The following is a 19,378-nucleotide window of genomic DNA, read 5'->3' on the forward strand; positions in this document are numbered from 1 at the left end:
GGCGGGCTCTCGCTGCGCGCCCGGCCAAAAGCAGAACAGCGTGTGGTCCTGCAAACCACACGCTGTTTTATTGGCTATTCCGGCGCTCGCGGCGTCTACAGTTTTTCGGTGTCGCTAGTCTTTGGCTGCCACTTCATCAGATGCCGCTCGCCCATGCCCACAATCGCATCCAGGATCAGCGCGAATGCGGTCAACACCAGAATGCCGGCGAACACGGTATTGATATCGAAGGTGCCCTCCGCCTGCAGGATCAGATAGCCGACGCCGCGCGCGGAGCCGAGATACTCGCCCACCACCGAGCCCACGAACGCGAGGCCCACCGACGTGTGCAAGCTCGAAAACACCCAGCTCATCGCGCTCGGCAAATACACATAGCGCAGCAGTTGCTTGCCGTTCGCGCCGAGCATGCGCGCGTTCGCGAGCACCACCGGGCTCACTTCCTTCACGCCCTGATAGACGTTGAAGAACACGATGAAGAACACCAGCGTCACGCCCAGCGCGACCTTGGACCAGATGCCAAGACCGAACCACACGCCGAAGATCGGCGCGAGGATCACGCGCGGCATCGAGTTGGCGGCCTTGATGTACGGATCGAACAGCGCGCTCGCGAGCGGCGACAACGCAAGCCACAAACCCACGCCGAGTCCTATTCCCGTGCCGAGCGCGAAGGCCAGCACGGTCTCGAGCAGCGTGATCCACAGGTGCAGATAGATCTCACCGCTCGTGAACCATTCCCAGATGCGCAGCAAGACTTTTTGCGGTTCGCCGAAGAAGAAAGCGGCCTTGTTCGGATCGTCGAAATAGAACGCGGGCAATAGCGTCGGGCTCGTCAGCACGTACCAGAGCACGAAGCACAGCACGAGCAGCAGCCATTGCCAGATCACCAGATTCGCCCGGTTGGGGCGCAACGTCTTCCACATGACTCGATTTGCCTCGGTTTGCCTTACACGATTGATAGACGTAAAACGCGCTGCATTCGCACGCCGTCACACGGCGGTCAATTGCTGCTGGTAGCCCTTTAACACTTCGTCGCGCAGCACGCTCCAGATCTGCGCGTGCAGCTCGACAAAGCGCGGATGCGAGCGGATTTCCGCGACATCGCGCGGACGCGGCAAATCGATCGTGAATTCGCCGATGGGATGCGTGCCCGGCCCCGCCGACAGCACGACTACGCGGTCCGACATGGCGATCGCCTCATCGAGATCGTGAGTGATGAAGAGCACCGCCTTGCGCTTTGCGGCCCACAGGTCAAGCAGTTCGTTTTCCATCAGCTGGCGCGTCTGGATGTCGAGCGCGGAAAACGGTTCGTCCATCAGGATGATGTCCGGATCGAGAATCAGCGTCTGCGCCATCGCAACGCGCTTGCGCATGCCGCCCGACAGTTGATGCGGATAGCGGTCGCCGAACCCGCCGAGACCCACGCGCTTGAGCCACTCGTCCGCCCTCTCGCGCGCTTCCTGTTGCGGCACGCCATGGAACGCGAGGCCGGCCAGCACATTGTCGATCGCGGAGCGCCACGGCATCAGCGCGTCGGCCTGGAACATATAGCCGGCGCGGCGGTTGATGCCCGCGAGCGGTTCGCCGAACACGCTGACCGTTCCTGCCGACGGGGCCAGCAGGCCCGCGCCGACGTTCAGCAAAGTGGACTTGCCGCAGCCGGTCGGCCCGACCACGGAGACGAACTCGCCCGGCGCGATTCGCAACGTGGTGTCCTTGACCGCCGTGTAGCGCTGTGCGCGGTTGTCGCGCGCGGCGAAAGTGCAAGTGATGTTTTCGAGCGCCAGAGCTGCAACGGTCATCGTTCGACTCGCTTCGTGGATCGGTTTCGGTGTGGGTCGCGGCGCGTTTTCACGCCTTGACGGTGGCCAGCGCCTTCTTGACGAAGTCGTTGGTCCACGTCTTCGTTACGTCGATCGGCTTACCCTGCACCGTTGCGTCGAAGGCCTGCAAGGTCTTGAGCGACGTGGCGGGACCGTCGGCGGGCATCAGGCCGTCGGGGGACATGGCTTCCTTCACGTGCTGCCAAGCGTCGAGATAGACCGCGCGGTCGCCGAGCAGATAGCTTTCCGGCACGGTGTTGATGAGCTCGGAGCCCGTCGCCGTCTGCAGCCACTTGAGCGCGCGCACCATTGCATTGGTGAGCGCCTGCGTGGTGTTCGGGTTCTTCGTGATGAAGCTTTGCGACGCATACAGGCACCCGGCGGGCATGTCGCCGCCGAACACGCTGCGCGTATCGGCGAGCGTGCGCGTGTCGGAGACGACGCGAATGTCGCCGCTGCGTTCCAGCTTGGTCATCACCGGGTCGAGGTTCGCGAGGGCGTCGATCTGTCCGGACTGCAACGCGGCAATCGCGCCGGCTCCCGCGCCCACGCCGATGAACGCCACGTCTTTCGCGGTCAGTCCGGCCTTGGCCAGCACGAAGCTCGCCATGATCGACGTCGACGATCCCGGCGCGGTCACGCCGATCTTCTTGCCTCGCAGGTCGGCGATCGACTTGTAGCTCGGCATGGTCTTCTTCGACACCGCGAGCACGATTTGCGGCGCGCGTCCCTGCAGGACGAACTCGCGGAAGTACTGCTTTTGCGCCTGCAACAGCAGCGTGTGTTCGAATGCGCCGGAGACGACGTCGGCGCTGCCGCCCACCGCCGCCTTCAACGCCTGCGAGCCGCCGGCGAAGTCGGAGATCTCGACGTCGAGTCCTTCGTCCTTGAAGTAATTGCGGCGCTCGGCGATGGTGAGCGGCAGATAGTAGAAGAGGTTCTTGCCGCCGACTGCAATGGCAACCCTGGTGGTTTCCAGCTTGCCTTGTGCGAAAGCGAGCGGCGTGGCCGAAAGCGTGGCGCCCGCGAGCGCGGCGGTACCGGCGAGGAAGCTTCTGCGATGCATGTTCGTTGTCTCCGAGGCTCTTGCAAACTCTGTTATTGCGATTTTATTTGCGGCTCCCAGCGGGCGCCTTGCGCGCACGACCACGGGCGTCTGCGGCGCTTACGCGTGGCTCACACAACTTGTTGCGCACGCAACCTTGCGATGTGGTCTGCATCATAACCTAGCGATTGCAGGACTTCATCCGTATGTTCACCCAGTTCGGGCCCGAGCCAGCGCGTCTCGCCAGGCGTTGCGGAGAGCTTCGGCGTGACCGCGGGCAACGTGATCTCGCGACCGTCGTGCCACTTGAAGCGCTGAATCATCTGACGCGCGATGTACTGCGGATCGGTGAACATGTCGGCTACGCTGTAGATGCGCCCGACGGGCACGTCGGCGGCATTGAGCACCGCGAGCGCTTCGTCGATGCTGCGCGGGGCGAGCCAGGCGGCGATCGCGGCGTCGATTTCATGGGTGCGTGGCACGCGGCCATCGTTGTGCGCGAGCGCGGGGTCGTTCGCCAGATCTTCGCGTTCTATGGCGAGCATCAAGCGCCTGAAGATCGGATCGCTATTGCCGCCGATCACGATGCTGCCGTCGCGGCACGGATAGGTATTGGACGGCACGATGCCCGGCAGCGATGCGCCGGTGCGCTCGCGCACCATGCCGTACACGCCGTATTCGGGCACCACGCTTTCCATCATGTTGAAGACGGCCTCGTAAAGCGCGACGTCGACGACCTGGCCTTTGCCGCCGTTGACCTGCTTGTGGTGCAGCGCCATCAACGCGCCGATCACGCCGTGCAGCGCCGCGATCGAATCGCCGATCGAAATGCCGATGCGCGGCGGCGGCAAATCCGGGTACCCGGTGATATGGCGCAGACCGCCCATCGATTCAGCAATCGCGCCGAAGCCGGGCCGGTCGCGATAAGGTCCGGTCTGGCCGTAGCCGGAAAGCCGCACCATCACGAGCCCGGGATTGTCCGCCGAGAGCACCTCGTAACCGAGCCCGAGCTTCTCCAATAGCCCAGGCCGGAAATTTTCGACGACGATATCCGCTTCACGCGCGAGGCGGCGCACGATCTCCTTGCCCTCCTCGGCCTTCAGATTGACCGTGACCGACTTCTTGTTGCGCGCCTGCACGGCCCACCAGAGCGACGTACCGCCTACTTCGGGATAGAGCTTGCGCCACTTGCGCAGCGGATCGCCGCCTTTGGGGTCTTCGATCTTGATGACGTCGGCGCCGAACTCGCCGAGAAAGCGGGCGGCAAACGGGCCCGCGATCAGCGTGCCGAGTTCGAGCACCTTCACGCCGGCAAGCGGACCCGGCGGGTTTTGGGACGAGTTCGGGGGCGGGCTTTGCGGCGCCTCGTCCGCGCCCGGTTGGGAAGTTGCGCTCATAGTCTCCTTGTTTGTCTTCGTGCAGCCGCGTAGCACTTGCGCGCCGCTCACATCGGGCTCGCTCGACGCTGCAAGGCCGCTGCCACGCTGGGCGCGGCTACATCGAGCGGCGGTCGAGCATCGCGCGGGCGATGGTGCCCGCGTCGACGTATTCCAGTTCGCCGCCCACCGGCACGCCGCGGGCGAGGCGCGTGACGGAGAGACCGCGCGCCTTGAGTGTTTGCCCGAGGTAATGCGCGGTGGCTTCGCCTTCGTTCGTGAAATTGGTGGCCAGCACGACCTCCTTCACGACGCCGTCCGACGCGCGCTTCACCAGCCGGTCGAAATGTATCTCTTTCGGACCGATGCCGTCGAGCGGACTGAGCCGGCCCATCAGCACGAAATACAGGCCGCGATAGGTCATGGTCTGCTCGAGCATGATCTGGTCGGCAGGCGTTTCGACGACGCATAGCAGCGTCGGATCGCGCTCAGGGTCGAGGCACACCTCGCAGATTTGCGCTTCTGTGAAGGTGTTGCACTTCTCACAGTGCTGCAGATGCTCGGTCGCGAACAGCAACGCGCGCCCGAGTTTTTCGGCGCCGTCGCGGTCGTGCTGCATCAGGTGGTACGCCATGCGTTGCGCGGACTTCGGCCCGACTCCGGGCAGCGCGCGCAGCGCTTCGACGAGCGCCGACAAGGCGGAAGGTTGTTTCATGCGAATCGGCGTCGAGGTGGGTGATGCCCGGGCATGTGGGTCGAGGTACGGTTTGCTGCGGCCTTGGTGCGGACCGGCTCAGGCGGAAGCCGCCCGCCGCGCGTGAGTGTTGTGCCGGCGAGGCGCACACAGCGGCTCGTCGCCAGTATATGTCGCCGAACGGTGTCGAGCGCGAGGCGTGAGGCGCGAGGCGTGAGGCGTGGACCAGAGCCGAGAGGCGCGGCGAAGAACGGCTGCGCTCGGGTCTCGCGACGGGCGTGGTCGGGTGCCTTCGGGTGCCTTCGGGTGCCGTCGGGCGCCGCCAGTTGCCGCTGGGCGCTGTCGGGCTCCGCCTCACGCGCGTGAATCGGCTGGAACGTGAGTTCAACGTCCGCCTGATTACTCACGCGCTTTGCACGCACCGCCCGGGTGACCACGCCACGTTGGCCGCGCCCGCCCGCTACGGAGCGGGGCTCAGAACGGCAGCTTGAAGCCCGGCGGCAGCGGCAGGCCCGACGTCATGCCGCCCATCTTTTCCTGAGCGGTGGCTTCGGCCTTGCGCACGGCGTCGTTGAATGCGGCGGCGACCAGGTCTTCCAGCATGTCCTTGTCGTCGGCGAGCAGGCTCGGGTCGATCGACACGCGGCGCACGTCGTTCTTGCAGGTCATCGTCACTTTGACGAGACCCGCGCCCGACTGCCCCTCGACTTCGATCTGAGCAAGCTGCTCCTGCATCTTCTTCATGTTTTCCTGCATCTGCTGGGCCTGTTTCATCAGCCCGGCGAGTTGACCTTTCATCATGGAAATGCTCCTTCTTGGATAGCGTGAAATTCGGGGATCGCGTGCGCTGTCGGTGTGCTTGCAGTGCGGCGCGCGGCGAATCAGTGAACCGGCGACGCGCCGTTCGGCCCGGCGTCCGGAGTAATCGGTCGAATCGAGCCCGGCACGATGCTCGCGCCGAATTCGCGGATCAGCGACTGCACGAACGGATCGGCGCTCAACTCGCGCTCCGCTTCCTGCTGGCGTCGAGCGCGCAGCGCAGCGTCGTGAGCAGCCGCCGTGCGGCGCGCCGGGCCGACTTCGACTACCACGTCGACATTCTGACCGAGCTTTTCGGCGAGCGCCGCCTTGAGTTTGGCAACCTGCGAGGTTTCCGCGTATTGGGGCACCGGCACGTTCAGCTTCAGCGTGTTGCCTTCGAGCGCCATGAGCTCGCTGTTGAACGCGAGCTGATACGAGATGCCTTTGAGCGGCAGGTCGACGGCGAGCGCCGGCCAGTCGCCCTTGAAGCCGAGCGGATCGAGCGGCACGGCGGGCGGCAGCGGACGCTGATCGACGACGGGCGCGGGCGCGGATGCCGCCGGCGCGTTCACGCGGACGTCGTCCGGGCCGCTGTCGAATACCGGCATGTAGTTGTCGTCCGGTGGACCGTAGTAACCGTCGTCCGATGCGGAAAGCGGCACGTAGTCGTCGGGCGGCATGTCGTCCCACGGAGGCACCGGCGAGCCGTTTTGCGGGGCGTCATTGCGCGCCGCCGAGGGGGCGGATTGTGCGGATTGCGCCGATTGTGCGGGTTCCGCCGATGCCGACGCACGCCCGGCCGCTGCGGGTTGCTGTGGCGTCGCGCGCGGCGCGCCAGGCGTCGGCACGGGAACCACGACGCGTGGCCCGGCCGGCTTTGGCGCTGGAGCAGCTGCGGCGGACGCCGCAGGCTTTGCGGTCGTGGCAGCGCTCGCACGGCCACGGTCCGACGATACTTTCAGGCCGGCGCTGCGCAGAACGTCGAGCGCGGCGCTCGCACCGCCGGCACGGCGCGGCGGTGGCGCGTCGGAAGCGGAGGCGACCTGATTCGTCGCAGGCGAGCCGGCGGCTTCGCTTGCACGCGCCGAGGCCGCTGCAGCCGGTGCATTCAATGCGGCCGGCGGCACATCATCAGCGTCATCAATCGCCGTGGCAATGGTGGGCGCGGGATCGGACGCGGCGGTGGCCGAGCTTTCCGGTGCGGCAACCGGCGCCGGCGCCGTTGCCGTCACCATTGCTGAAGGCAGCTTGTCAGCCGATACGCTTGCATGTGCAGCCGGCGCATCAGCGGGAACTGGAGACGCTGCGGGCTGAGCTGGCGCGTCGTCCCACGGCGCGAGAGTCTGCGCCGCAGCGGCTTGCGAATCCGCGGACGTTGCGCCGGACGGTGCGGCTTCGCGCATATCCGTCGGCGATTGCATTCCACGAGTTTTGCCGACGGCTGACGCAGGTTCGGACCCGGTCGCCGGGCTCGATTCTGGAGCCGCCGAAGCCGACGCCCGTTGCTGCGCCGCCACCGCCGGCGCGCCCGCCTGCCTTGCGCCACCCGCGCCCGCTTGCGCAGCCTGCCGGCCGGCGCCCGTAGCGCCGCCACCGCCGCCTGTAGGCGCCGGCTCGAACGCCAGCATGCGCAGCAGCGCCATTGTGAAGCCGGCGTATTCGTCGGGCGCGAGACCGAGTTCACTACGCCCGATCGTCGCGATCTGATAGAACAACTGCACCTGTTCGGCGCTGAGCGTGTCCGCGAAGCGGCGCAGATCCCCGGCTTCCGGCCACTCGTCGAGCACCGACGACGGCGCGAACTGCGCCCACGCAATGCGGTGCAGAAGACTCGCGAGATCCTGCAGTGCGGTGGAGAACGACAGGCTGCGCAGCGCCATTTCGTCGGCGATCGCGAGCACCGCCGCGCCGTCGCCTTGCGCGAGCGCATCGAGCAGGCGGATCAGGTAGCTTTGATCGAGCGCGCCGAGCATGCCGCGCACTGCCTCTTCATTCACCTGGTTCGCCGAATAGGCGATCGCCTGGTCGGTCAGCGAGAGCGCGTCGCGCATCGAACCGTCGGCGGCGCGCGCGAGCAGGCGCAGCGCCTGCGCCTCGTACGGCACTTTCTCCTCGCCGAGAATGTGTTCGAGGTGCGAGACGATATGACCGGCCGGCATCTGCTTCAGATTGAATTGCAGACAACGCGACAGCACAGTGACGGGAATTTTCTGCGGGTCGGTGGTGGCGAGAATGAACTTGACGTGCGGCGGCGGCTCTTCGAGCGTCTTCAGCATTGCGTTGAAGGCATGGTTCGTGAGCATGTGCACTTCGTCGATCATATAGACCTTGAAGCGCGCGTCGACCGGCGCGTACACTGCGCGCTCGAGCAGCGCCGCCATTTCGTCGACACCGCGATTGCTCGCCGCGTCCATTTCGACATAGTCGACAAAGCGCCCTTCGTCGATCTCGCGGCACGCGCGGCAGACGCCGCATGGTGTCGACGTCACACCCGTTTCGCAATTCAGCGCCTTCGAAAAGATGCGCGACAGCGTCGTCTTGCCGACGCCCCGCGTGCCGGTGAACAGATAGGCGTGGTGCAGACGGCCGCCGTCGAGCGCGTGCGTGAGCGCGCGTACCACGTGCTCCTGTCCGACGAGCGACGCGAAATCCTTCGGCCGCCACTTGCGTGCGAGAACTTGATAGGTCATTCGGAAATTGTATCAGTAACAATGCCGCGCAAAACCGATTCGCATGGCCGCGCGCACGCCCGTGCGTCGTCGATTGAAAGCGCCTAACGGCGCAATAGAAAAATATTGTCGAACGAGGCGCGATGGCGAAGTGGGCGGTCGTATATCAGTAGCGCGCGGGACCGTACATGAAGGCCGCGAACAGCTCGTGCATGCGTGGAAAGCGAGCAACGACCCGACACCCACGGCAAACCGGCGTCTGAAGCGAATACGCTCTCAGCAAGCCCGAGGAGAAGACAAGGGGATAAACCGGAAGAAACGGAAGAAACGGAAGAAACGGAACAAACAGAAAGAGGAAGGTGACGAGCCTGACCCTCGGCACTGGTGGAAAACGGCTGTGGCTGCTTCGTTCCCGACCTGACCAGGTTGACCATCCCTCCATGCGAGGAGGCCCGTCACGAAACATTCTATCATTGCCGCACTCTTTGCGCGACTGTTAATGCGAGCGAAACGACGAGCAGCATGACAAGCGTGCGCGCAATCGCCAATCGCCGGGTTTCGCTCGCGGCACGTGCGGTTCTCTTGAGTTTGCGCGCCGCGCCTCCAGATAGGCTACGTCGCAGTTGATGAAACACGGTGGCACTTCATCGGCAGCCGTCGGCCCCACTGCCCCTGACGAGTACTATCGCGCCCGGCAACGCATAGCGAATTAAGCTAAACTGCCGTACGGATGACCCGCAAGCGCGAGCCTTTCGCATATTCACGAACAGTCTCAGACTTTTCGTGCCTAAGCGGCAAGGAATTCCGAGTGCGGCTAAGCGAACGGAAGTTTCCCTAGGTTTTGACGTATCGTGGCGAGCAATTCAGGCGGGCCTCGAACCGATAGAGGTATTCATACAATGAGCGAACAAATCAAGCATATTAGCGACGCATCGTTCGAACAGGACGTCGTGAAATCCGATAAACCCGTGCTGCTCGACTTCTGGGCTGAATGGTGCGGTCCGTGCAAGATGATCGCGCCAATCCTCGACGAGGTCGCCAAGGATTACGCCGATCGCCTGCAGATCGCCAAGATCAACGTCGACGAACATCAATCCACCCCGGTGAAGTTCGGCGTGCGCGGCATCCCCACACTGATCCTGTTCAAGAACGGCGCTGTCGCCGCGCAAAAGGTCGGCGCATTGTCGAAGTCGCAACTCACCGCGTTCCTCGACGGCAACCTGTAATACAGTCGCGCGGGCGCATCGCGCGGTCCGTCCGGACCTGCTCGCGCCCGCTCCTGCACCGTTGTGCTGTCTTGTCTTTTGTTGTCAGCCGGCAACGTTTCTGGTCACAAAGATGCCGTGCCGGCCCACTGGCGGAAACTGGCGTGTGCTATGCTAGAATCCGCAAAACGTCGAAAAGACGTGTAAGTCCTTGAGCGGTTCCGCTCACTTCTCCTCCCAGATTTCATTTCGTCGCACCTTCTCCTGCGGGTTCTCCGTATGCATTTATCCGAGCTTAAGACTCTGCACGTGTCCGAATTGATCGAGATGGCCAATGGCCTCGAGATCGAAAGTGCGAACCGCCTGCGCAAGCAGGAATTGATGTTCGCCATTCTAAAAAAACGAGCCAAAACGGGCGACACGATCTTCGGCGACGGCACGCTCGAAGTGCTGCCGGACGGCTTCGGCTTCCTGCGTTCGCCGGAAACCTCCTACCTCGCCAGCACGGACGACATTTACATCAGCCCGTCGCAAATCCGCCGCTTCAATCTGCATACGGGCGACACGATCGAAGGTGAAGTGCGCACGCCGAAAGACGGCGAGCGCTATTTTGCGCTGGTGAAGGTGGACAAGGTCAACGGCCAGCCGCCGGAGGCCTCGAAGCACAAGATCATGTTCGAAAACCTGACGCCGCTGCACCCGAACAAGGTGCTGCTGCTCGAACGTGAAATGCGTGGCGAAGAGAATGTCACGGGCCGCATCATCGACATGATCGCGCCTATCGGCAAAGGCCAGCGCGGCCTGCTGGTCGCCTCGCCGAAGTCCGGCAAGACCGTGATGCTTCAGCACATCGCGCATGCCATCAAGCAGAATCATCCCGACGTCGTGCTGTTTGTTCTGCTGATCGACGAACGCCCGGAAGAAGTGACGGAAATGCAGCGTTCGGTGGCCGGCGAAGTGATCGCTTCCACGTTCGACGAACCTGCCGCGCGTCACGTGCAGGTCGCAGAAATGGTGATCGAAAAGGCCAAGCGCCTCGTCGAAATGAAAAACGACGTGGTGATTCTGCTCGACTCGATCACGCGTCTCGCGCGTGCGTACAACACGGTCGTGCCGGCTTCGGGCAAGGTGTTGACGGGCGGTGTGGACGCCAACGCATTGCAACGTCCGAAGCGCTTTTTCGGCGCGGCGCGCAATATCGAAGAAGGCGGCTCGCTTACCATCATCGGCACGGCGCTGATCGAAACCGGCAGCCGCATGGACGACGTGATCTACGAAGAGTTCAAGGGCACGGGCAATATGGAAGTGCACCTCGAGCGCCGTCTCGCGGAGAAGCGCGTGTACCCCTCCATCAATCTGAACAAGTCCGGCACGCGCCGCGAAGAACTGCTCATCAAGCCCGAAGTGCTGCAAAAGATCTGGGTGCTGCGCAAGTTCATTCACGACATGGACGAGGTCGAGTCGATGGAATTCCTGCTCGACAAGATCCGCCAGACCAAGAGCAATTCCGAGTTCTTCGACATGATGCGGCGCGGCGGCGGCAGCTAAGCTGCGCGTCAGCAAACACCGCATCTGAAAACCGCTCGTCGCCGACGAGCGGTTTTTTTTCGTCCGGTGGTTTTGCATAAACGGGAATGTCACAACGCTTGCGTCGGGGCACCAACATGCACGTGAACGTGCACGTTGCAGTACAATCGCCCCTGAACCCGCTTCAAAAGCCACCACTCATGACAGCCGACTCGCCCAGCCTTTTGACGGTACGCGACGCCGCCGAGCGCCTCGGCGTCACGCCGCGCACATTGAAGTACTACGAGGAGCGCGGACTCGTGTCGCCCACGCGCAGCGAAGGCCGCTACCGTCTTTACGACGAAGAGGACTTGCAGCGGTTCGGGCGCATTCTGCGTTTGCGGTCGCTGGGGTTTTCACTGCACGGCATCAGCGAAATGCTCAAGCGCCCGATGGAACCGGTCGGGGGCAAACAGCGGTTTTCGACCGAGTCGCTGCAGCAGATTCACGACGCAATCGCCGGGCAGGCCGATGCGCTCGACGCGCGCATTCGGGCCATGCGCCGCGAGTTGAAGGAAGCGCAAAAGCTGCGCGACCAACTGAGTCCGGATCTCGAGTATCTGAAGCGCCGCCTTGCGGGCGAGAATCCCGACGCGCTGCTCGAACAGCGCCGCAACGCGCTCGCGAAAAGCGGGAAAGCGCGTAAGACCGTGAGCGCCGCCAGGTCAGACAAACGCGGCGCAAAAGACAAGGCAAAGCCCACGGCGGACTTCGAAGCAAAGCGCGCGAACAAACCGCGCGCCGCGGCGCCGCGCCCACGGTCATGAGGAGAGCTGAGCCTCGCGTCGGCTGGCTGATCGCGCAGAAGCTGCGCGGCGATTTTTTCCCGTGGGTGCTCGCGCTCGTTACCGGCCTCGACTACTTCGACAATTCGGTTTTTTCATTCTTCGCCAGCTACATTGCCGGCGGCGTGAACGCTTCGCCGGATGAGCTCGTGTGGGCTTCGAGCGCCTATGCCGTGGCTGCGGTGCTCGGTATCCTGCAGCAGGAATGGTGGGTCGAGCGCCTCGGCTACCGCCGCTATGTGGCCGGCTGTATGCTGCTCTATGCTGCGGGCGCGGTGGCTGCTGCGGTGAGCGAATCGTCTGTTGAGCTCGCGTTTGCGCGCGGCTTCGAGGGCTATTTCATTGGCCCGATGATGGGCACCTGCCGCATTCTGATCCAGATGAGCTTCACGCCCAGAGAGCGCCCCGCCGCAACCCGCGCGTTCCTGATACTGATCGTGTTGAGCAGCGCGCTCGCCTCGTTGATCGGCGGCCAGTTGATCGCCTACTTCGGCTGGCGCGCCCTTTTCGCGTGCACTGCGCCCGTCGGGCTGCTGTTCGCCCTGCTCGCACGGCTCGCGTTGCCCGACGCGGGCAACCGCCTGCCCGCGGAGCGCGGCTCGGCGCATTTCTGGCCGTACATCATTTTTGCCTTTGCCCAAGCCTCGCTGCAAATCGTCATGCAGCAAGTGCGCTTCCAGTTGTTCAGCGCGTCGCCCGGTCTCATTCTGCTGACGGTCGCGGGCCTTGCCGCGCTCGGCTGGTTCGCGTATCACCAATGGCATCACCCTGCCCCGCTCATGCGTCTCCACGCGTTGCGCGAGAAGGTGTTTCAGGCCGGGCTCGTGCTCTACATGTTCTATTACTACCTCTCGACCGCGTTTAGCTATCTGATCTCGCGGCTGCTCGAAAGTGGTTTGGGTTATCCGGTCGAGAACACCGGGCAACTCGTCGGCGTCACGTCGCTGATTTCGGCCAGCGCGCTGTTCGTCTATCTGCGCTATTCAAAGCTTCTCACGCGCAAGAAGTGGATCATCGTGCCGGGCTTCGCCATCGCCGCGCTGACGGCCGCATGGATGACCCGCATGTCGCCCGACGCGGGCATGGCGGCGCTCACGGGGCCACTGCTGTTGCGCGGCCTGCTGTTGCTGTTCATCGTGCTGCCGGTCGCGAACCTCACCTTCAGAATCTTCGCGATAGAGGAATTCGCACACGGCTACCGCCTCAAGAATATCGTGCGGCAACTGACGATCTCGTTCGCGACGGCGTCGGTGATCATCGTCGAGCAGCATCGCCAGGCGTTGCACCAGGCGCGCCTCGCGGAGTTCGTGAATCCGTACAATCCGTTGTTCCAGAACTCGCTTGCCGCGCTCACGCGCGCGTTTTCCGCTGCCGGGCGCTCGCCGTCGGACGCGCATGCGCTGGCCGTCGTCGAAATCAGCCGGGCGGTGGCGCGGCAGGCCAGCTTCCTGAGTTCGCTGGACGGCTTTTATTTCCTGATTGGCGTCGCGATATGCGGCGGGATTTTCGCCGCCTGGCAAAGACAGATCGACTAACGGTTTATCGGCCCATGTTCTCCAAACTGACTCAATGGCTCGGGGCCCGCCGGCGTCAGCGCGCGCTGCGGGACTACGCGATCGGCGACGCGCTCTGGCAAGCCACGCTCGACGGCCTGCCGTTCCTCGCGCATCTGGACGCGCCGGACCTCGCGCGCCTGCGCGAAATGAGCAGTCTGTTCATCGCGCAGAAGGAATTCTCCACCGCGCATGAGCTCGAGCTGACCGACGCCATGACCGTCGCGATCGCCGCGCAGGCGTGCTTGCCGGTGCTGAATCTGAGCCTCGACCTGTATCGCGGATGGGTCGGCGTGATCGTCTATCCGGGCGAATTCGTGATCCGCAAGACGGTCGAGGACGAGGACGGCGTGGTCCACGAAGTCGAGCACGATGCGAGCGGGGAGGCATGGGAAGGCGGCCCGGTGATCCTGTCGTGGGAAGACGCGCAGATGACGGACGGCCTCGACGCGTACAACGTGGTGATCCACGAATTCGCGCACAAGATCGACATGCTGAACGGCGAGGCGGACGGCCACCCGCCGCTCGTGCGCCGCTGGCATGCGCCGCTCGACTCAGACGCGTGGGCGGACGTGTTCGATTCCGCCTACGACCAGTTCTGCGCCCGCGTCGACGCGGTGCCGCAGCGCCGCTGGACGCGCTTCGAGCGCGAATCGCTGATCGACCCGTACGCCGCCGATCATCCGTCCGAGTTCTTCGCGGTGTGCAGCGAGGCGCTTTTCGTCAAGCCACAAGCCTTCGAGGCGGAATATCCGGAGCTATACCGACTCCTCGCGCGCTATTACCGTCAGGACCCGGCGCGCGTCGGTCTGACGTTTGCATCGCCTTAGTACCGGCACAGAGGCTCAATCGCGCCCGCGAGGCGGTCGAAAACCTCAGAGAATTCGTCAAGCGACTGATTTTCTGGCATAATCGCCGTTTTTCGACCCTAGGCAAGTGGCTCGCGCCAAGATGCGGTCCGCGCAACAGCGGCCTCACGCGGGTTGGCTACCGCCAGATTAAAGGAAAGACCATGAAAGAAGGCATTCACCCGGATTACCGCGAAGTTCTGTTCGTCGACGTGTCGAACGACTTCAGGTTTGTCACGCGCTCCACGATCCAGACGCGTGAAACCGCTGAGTACAACGGCAAGACCTACCCGCTCGCCAAGATCGAAGTGTCGTCGGAATCGCACCCGTTCTACACCGGCCAGCAAAAGATCATGGACACGGCAGGCCGCGTCGAGAAGTTCCGCAACAAATTCGGCGCACGCGCTACCGGCAAGGCAGCAGCGAAGTAATACGCCTGCTCACCGCTTCGCCGGCTCCGGCCGGCAGCGATGCAGCGAAAATGAAGGGCAGCGCAAGCTGCCCTTTTTTGTCGCCTGCCGGCTGCGGCGGCATCCCCCGCACTCGCCGAGGTGCGCATTGGCTGCGGCTGCGGCCCGCACGCGTCGTCACGGCGCCCCGGCGCCGTTGCGCGCCATTACCGGTCGTGACGCGCACACTGCCGCCCGACTACAATGCCGGATGCTCAAACCAGACCGTCTCAGCCGGACTCGCACTTCGATGGCCGCTTTCGCTTATCTAATAACCCAAACCGCATGAGACCTGTCGTTCGCCTCACTGCCTCCGCGACCAGTGCGCTGCCACGCTGGCTGCTGTTGACCATCTGCATCGTCTACGCGTCGTTCGGCCTGTTCGGCCGCGATCCGTGGAAGAACGAGGACGCAGCCGGCTTCGGCGTGATGTGGACCATGGCTAACGGCACGGCGCACGACTGGCTCCTGCCCAATCTGGTCGGCAAATACCTGACCGAAGACGGCCCGCTCGGCTACTGGCTCGGCGCAAGCGCAATTCGCGCGTTGGCGCCGTGGGTCGACGCCAGCAATGCCTCGCGCGTCTTCACCGGCCTGCTGTTCTGCGCGGGCTGCGCGTTCGTCTGGTATGCAGCCTACCTGCTCGGCCGGCGTGCCGAAGTGCAGCCGTTCAAGTACGCGTTCGGCGGCGAGCCGGAACCGCGCGACTATGGCCGCACACTGGCCGACGGCGCCCTGCTGATCCTGCTGGCGTGCTTCGGCCTCGCCGAACGCGGCCATGAGACCACGCCGCAACTGGCGCAATTCGTCGGCATCGCCATGCTGGTGTACGGCCTCGTGCGAATGATCGACAAACCGATTCAGGGCGCCTCGATATGGGGGCTCGCGGTCGGCCTCGTGACGCTCGCGAGCAGTCCCGTGCTGGTCGGCGCGCTGCTGCTCGGCACACTCGCGATGACCCTGATCGTGCGCGAAACGCGCTCGCGCTGGCTGCTGCTCGCCGGCCTGCCGATTGCCCTTGCGCTTTCGGTCGCGTGGCCGATTGCCGCGCTGGCCGCCTTTCCCGTCGACGCCGTCTGGTATCTGAACCAGTGGGTGCATGTGAGTCTGAGCTCGTTCGCCGGCCCGCCCGGCTCGGTCGCGGCTTACGCGCTCAAGAACCTGCCGCTCTTCACGTGGCCCGCCTGGCCGCTTGCGCTATGGGCCTGGTTCAGCTGGTCGGGGCTGCGCCGCGCCCCCCACGTGGCGATTCCGCTTTCGGTGATCGGGCCGCTACTCGTGCTGGTCGTGCTGCAGAGCCATCAGTCGAACCGCCTCTATATGCTGCTGCTGCCCGCGCTCGCGGTGCTGGCCACCTTCGCGCTGCCCACGCTCAAGCGCGGCGCGATCAACGCGATCGACTGGTTCGCGCTGCTCAGCTTCACGATTCTCGGCAGCTTCGTCTGGCTGGTCTACGTGGCGGGCCTCACGGGTTTTCCGCATCCGCTCGCGCGCAATCTCGCGCGGCTTGCGCCGGGCTTCGCGCCGCAGTTCAAGATTCTGTCGTTCGTCTGCGCGGTCGCAGTGACGCTCTGCTGGTTCGTGCTGGTTCAGTGGCGCCTCGCGCGCCATCCGAAGGTGCTGTGGCGCAGCGTGGTGCTCTCCAGCGCGGGCACGACGCTGATGTGGGTGCTGCTGATGACCTTGTGGCTGCCGGTCGTCAACTACAGCCGGACCTATAAAGATGTCGCCCAACAGATCGCGAGCCATCTGCCGGAGGATTACACCTGCATATCGCCGGTGCGTCTCGGCAATGCGCAGATCGCGACCTTCGCTTATTTCGGCGACATGCATTTCTCATTCGATCAGGATTGCGACGTCATTCTGCGTCAGGACACCCAGGAGTACGGCGAGCCGAGCGCCATGTCCGACTTCGTGTGGAAGCTCGTGTGGGAAGGCCGCCGCGCGGCCGACCGTGACGAACGCTTCCGTCTGTATGTCCGCATCGACCGGCCGAAGCCGCCTGTCGTCAAACGGCGCAGCTGGCACAAGAAAGCTGACTGAACGGATATGCTCGCCGACCTACGGAAAATCGCAGGGCTTGCCTGGCCGGTGCTAATCGGGCAACTGGCGATCATTGCGTTCGGCGTGATCGACACGGCCATGGTCGGCCGTTACTCGGCCGTCGATCTCGCCGCGCTCGGCCTCGGCTCGTCGATTTATATTTCCGTCTACATAGGCTTGACGGGGATTCTCACGGCCCTGCAACCGATCACCGCGCAACTCTACGGCGCGCGCCGCTACGACGAGATCGGCGAGGAAGTGCGGCAGGCGCTGTGGCTCGCACTCGCGCTGACGGTGATCGGCTTTCTGATTCTGTTCTTTCCCGGCCGTCTGCTGCAACTCGCGCGCGTGCCCGAGGCGCTGCACGAGCGCACCGTGTGGTATCTGCGGATACTCGCGTTCGGCCTGCCTGCGGGCCTCGTCTTTCGCGTCTATGGTTCGGTCAGCAATGCAGTCGGCAAGCCGCGGCTCGTGATGATCCTGCAGGTCGGCGGATTGTTGCTGAAGGTGCCGCTCAATACGTGGTTCATCTTCGGTGGACTCGGTGTGCCGGCGCTCGGCGGTCCCGGCTGCGCGCTCGCGAGCAGCCTTATCAACTGGGCGCTCGCGCTCGTCGGCATGACGTTGCTCACGCGCGTCGACGTGTTCACGCCCTTCGCGATCTTCAAACGCTTCTGCTGGCCTGTGTGGCGGCGCCAGGCGGCGCAGTTGCGGCTCGGCATTCCAATGGGACTGTCCTACCTGATCGAGGTCACGTCATACACCTTCATGGCGCTCTTCATCGCGCGCTTCGGCACGACGACGCTCGCCGGGCACCAGATCGCCGGCAACATCGGCGCGGTGCTGTACATGACGCCGCTTTCCATCGGCATTGCTTCGTCGACGCTCGTCGCGCAGGCGCTGGGCGCGCATCGCCCCGAAGCGGCGCGCACGCTGTCGCGCCACGGCATCACAATGGCCGTCGCGATTGCCTGCTGTTACGGCGTGATCGTGCTGGCGCTGCGTCCCTACGTAATTGCGGGCTATACGCCGAACCCGCAAGTCGTGGCGGCGGCGATGCCGCTCGTGCTGATCGTCGTCTGCTATCACCTCTTCGACGCATTGCAGATCACCACCGCGTTCGTGCTCCGGGCTTACAAGGTCGCCGTCGTGCCGACCGCCATTTACGCGGTCGCGCTGTGGGGCGTGGGTCTTGGCGGCGGTTATCTGCTCGGTTTCAACGTGAGCGGCACGATTCCACCGTGGCTGACCGGCGCCCGCGGCTTCTGGGTTGCCAACACCGCGAGTCTCGCGATTGCCGGCATCGGCTTGCTGCTCTACTGGCGTGTGATCAGCAAGCGTCATGTACTCGCGGCCGGCGCGCTGAGCACTGAAGTAGGCGTGTGACGCGATAAACCGCGTGCGCAGCGGCAGGCAGAATGAGCACGGCATGGCCAAGCCGCGCGCTCAAGCCGCCTGTGCCCTTTCCGCCGCCTTTCACTGCCCGGCCTCCAACACCCGGTCGTGGCGCTCGAAAATCTCGCGGGCCGCGAACAGTGCGTTCAACGCGGCCGGAAAGCCCGCGTACAGTGCCATCTGCATGAACACCTCGACGATTTCCTCGCGCGTGCAGCCCACATTCAGCGCTGCTTCGATATGCACCTTCAACTGCGGTTGCGCGCAACCAAGCGTGGCGAGCGAAGCGATGGTCGCAATCTCGCGCGCCCGCAGATCGAGTTGCGGACGGCTGTAAATATCGCCGAAACCGAATTCGATCACAAGACGCGCGAAGTCCGGCGCGATGGGTGCGAGCGCGGCAATCACCTGCTCGCCTGCCGAGCCGTCGATTTCCCTTAGTTTGTTCCAGCCTTGCGTGTAGCGGTCGGTTTGTGCGTGATCCATGGTGAGTCCTTTTCCGAGTGTGAGAACGATGACGTGTCGTCGATCCGTCGTGTCCGGCTGCCGGGCGCGGGCGATTTGCCGGCCGCTTCGCTTTCGTAATACGCGATCTTGTCGATGATCGCGCCGAGGTTCGTCTGCAATTCGGCGATCCGGGTAAGAACCGCATCGCGATGCGCGGCCAGCAGGTCGCGGCGCGCGCCCATCGTCTGCTGACCTTCGGCCCGCAACGCGGCGAAAGCCTGCATGCCGGCGATCGGCATGCCGGTCGCCTTCAGGCGCATCACGAAGCGCAGCCAGTCCACATCGGCCGGCGAATACAGACGATGCCCCGCCTGCGTGCGGCCGACCGCGCGAATCAGCCCGGCCTGCTCGTAGTAGCGCAGCGTGTGCGTGGAGACGCCGATGATGCCGGCGACCTGCCCGATGGTGAGTGCGTTCGACGTTTTCGACATGACAGGACTCAGGTTAGGACTTCGAGTGCACTCTAAGTCAAGTGCGTCGCGCTGTCATCGTTGATGCGGCCACGCGCGCAAGATGCGCAGATGGACTCACAACTGCCTAATAACGCGGCAAAAGGTTTAAAGATCGTTCAGAGTGATTTACTTGCCATCAATCGGTCGGTATAAATCGTGGGCGTTCGCAA

General features: G+C 64.0%; 17 protein-coding genes and 1 other RNA gene. 8 read left to right on the forward strand and 10 right to left on the reverse strand.

Going from position 1 to position 19,378, the window contains the following annotated elements:
• Positions 1–95: 95 nt before the first annotated feature.
• The 8 genes from A3AC_RS0114415 to ffs form a co-directional block, all read right to left on the reverse strand.
• Entirely contained in the window at positions 96–920 is an 825-nt protein-coding gene (locus A3AC_RS0114415; RefSeq protein ID WP_025599653.1) for an ABC transporter permease, read from the reverse strand.
• A gap of 66 nt (positions 921–986) precedes the next feature.
• Entirely contained in the window at positions 987–1,799 is an 813-nt protein-coding gene (locus tag A3AC_RS0114420; protein WP_025599654.1) for an ABC transporter ATP-binding protein, read from the reverse strand.
• A gap of 49 nt (positions 1,800–1,848) precedes the next feature.
• A complete protein-coding gene (locus A3AC_RS0114425) occupies positions 1,849–2,886 on the reverse strand; it encodes an ABC transporter substrate-binding protein (RefSeq protein ID WP_025599655.1) in 1,038 nt (345 codons plus the stop codon).
• 110 nt (positions 2,887–2,996) lie between these two features.
• Positions 2,997–4,262, reverse strand: coding sequence for a CaiB/BaiF CoA transferase family protein (locus tag A3AC_RS0114430; RefSeq protein ID WP_025599656.1), 1,266 nt, complete (start codon positions 4,260–4,262; stop codon positions 2,997–2,999).
• A 97-nt stretch (positions 4,263–4,359) separates the two neighbouring features.
• The gene (gene recR / locus A3AC_RS0114435; protein WP_025599657.1) at positions 4,360–4,956 is read right to left on the reverse strand and encodes a recombination mediator RecR; all 597 of its coding nucleotides are present in this window, start codon (positions 4,954–4,956) and stop codon (positions 4,360–4,362) included.
• Positions 4,957–5,409: 453 nt separating this feature from the next.
• Positions 5,410–5,736, reverse strand: a complete 327-nt coding sequence (locus A3AC_RS0114440; protein ID WP_006048866.1) for a YbaB/EbfC family nucleoid-associated protein — start codon at positions 5,734–5,736, stop codon at positions 5,410–5,412.
• 80 nt (positions 5,737–5,816) lie between these two features.
• A complete protein-coding gene (locus A3AC_RS0114445; protein ID WP_025599660.1) occupies positions 5,817–8,426 on the reverse strand; it encodes a DNA polymerase III subunit gamma/tau in 2,610 nt (869 codons plus the stop codon).
• Between the two features lie 337 nt (positions 8,427–8,763).
• Positions 8,764–8,862: signal recognition particle sRNA small type (gene ffs / locus A3AC_RS29990), an RNA gene on the reverse strand.
• Positions 8,863–9,304: 442 nt separating this feature from the next.
• On the opposite strand from ffs, the gene trxA reads away from it, so the two are divergent.
• The 8 genes from trxA to A3AC_RS0114485 all read left to right on the forward strand — a co-directional run bounded on the left by trxA (position 9,305) and on the right by A3AC_RS0114485 (position 18,240).
• Positions 9,305–9,631, forward strand: a complete 327-nt coding sequence (gene trxA / locus A3AC_RS0114450; protein WP_006048864.1) for a thioredoxin TrxA — start codon at positions 9,305–9,307, stop codon at positions 9,629–9,631.
• Between the two features lie 258 nt (positions 9,632–9,889).
• Positions 9,890–11,158, forward strand: coding sequence for a transcription termination factor Rho (rho, locus tag A3AC_RS0114455; protein WP_006048863.1), 1,269 nt, complete (start codon positions 9,890–9,892; stop codon positions 11,156–11,158).
• Between the two features lie 179 nt (positions 11,159–11,337).
• A complete protein-coding gene (locus A3AC_RS0114460; RefSeq protein ID WP_025599662.1) occupies positions 11,338–11,943 on the forward strand; it encodes a MerR family transcriptional regulator in 606 nt (201 codons plus the stop codon).
• On the forward strand, positions 11,940–13,496 hold the full coding sequence (locus A3AC_RS0114465) for an MFS transporter (protein ID WP_025599663.1): 1,557 nt from the start codon (positions 11,940–11,942) through the stop codon (positions 13,494–13,496). Before A3AC_RS0114460 ends, A3AC_RS0114465 begins: the two co-directional genes overlap by 4 nt.
• Before the next feature lie 14 nt (positions 13,497–13,510).
• Positions 13,511–14,344, forward strand: coding sequence for a M90 family metallopeptidase (locus A3AC_RS0114470; protein WP_025599664.1), 834 nt, complete (start codon positions 13,511–13,513; stop codon positions 14,342–14,344).
• Positions 14,345–14,526: 182 nt separating this feature from the next.
• The gene (locus A3AC_RS0114475; RefSeq protein ID WP_025599665.1) at positions 14,527–14,793 is read left to right on the forward strand and encodes a type B 50S ribosomal protein L31; all 267 of its coding nucleotides are present in this window, start codon (positions 14,527–14,529) and stop codon (positions 14,791–14,793) included.
• Between the two features lie 303 nt (positions 14,794–15,096).
• The gene (locus A3AC_RS0114480) at positions 15,097–16,854 is read left to right on the forward strand and encodes an ArnT family glycosyltransferase (protein WP_025599666.1); all 1,758 of its coding nucleotides are present in this window, start codon (positions 15,097–15,099) and stop codon (positions 16,852–16,854) included.
• A 6-nt stretch (positions 16,855–16,860) separates the two neighbouring features.
• Positions 16,861–18,240, forward strand: coding sequence for an MATE family efflux transporter (locus A3AC_RS0114485; protein ID WP_025599668.1), 1,380 nt, complete (start codon positions 16,861–16,863; stop codon positions 18,238–18,240).
• 90 nt (positions 18,241–18,330) lie between these two features.
• On the opposite strand, the gene A3AC_RS0114490 is transcribed toward A3AC_RS0114485, so the two are convergent.
• Together A3AC_RS0114490 and A3AC_RS0114495 are read right to left on the reverse strand one after the other, a co-directional pair.
• Complete coding sequence (locus tag A3AC_RS0114490) at positions 18,331–18,735, reverse strand: carboxymuconolactone decarboxylase family protein (RefSeq protein ID WP_025599670.1); 405 nt, start codon at positions 18,733–18,735, stop codon at positions 18,331–18,333.
• Positions 18,687–19,187: a MerR family transcriptional regulator gene (locus tag A3AC_RS0114495; protein WP_025599671.1), complete on the reverse strand. Its 501-nt coding sequence runs from the start codon at positions 19,185–19,187 to the stop codon at positions 18,687–18,689. Before A3AC_RS0114495 ends, A3AC_RS0114490 begins: the two co-directional genes overlap by 49 nt.
• Positions 19,188–19,378 lie beyond the last annotated feature (191 nt).

It is taken from the genome of Burkholderia sp. WSM2230, assembly GCF_000472445.1.
GTDB lineage: Bacteria > Pseudomonadota > Gammaproteobacteria > Burkholderiales > Burkholderiaceae > Paraburkholderia.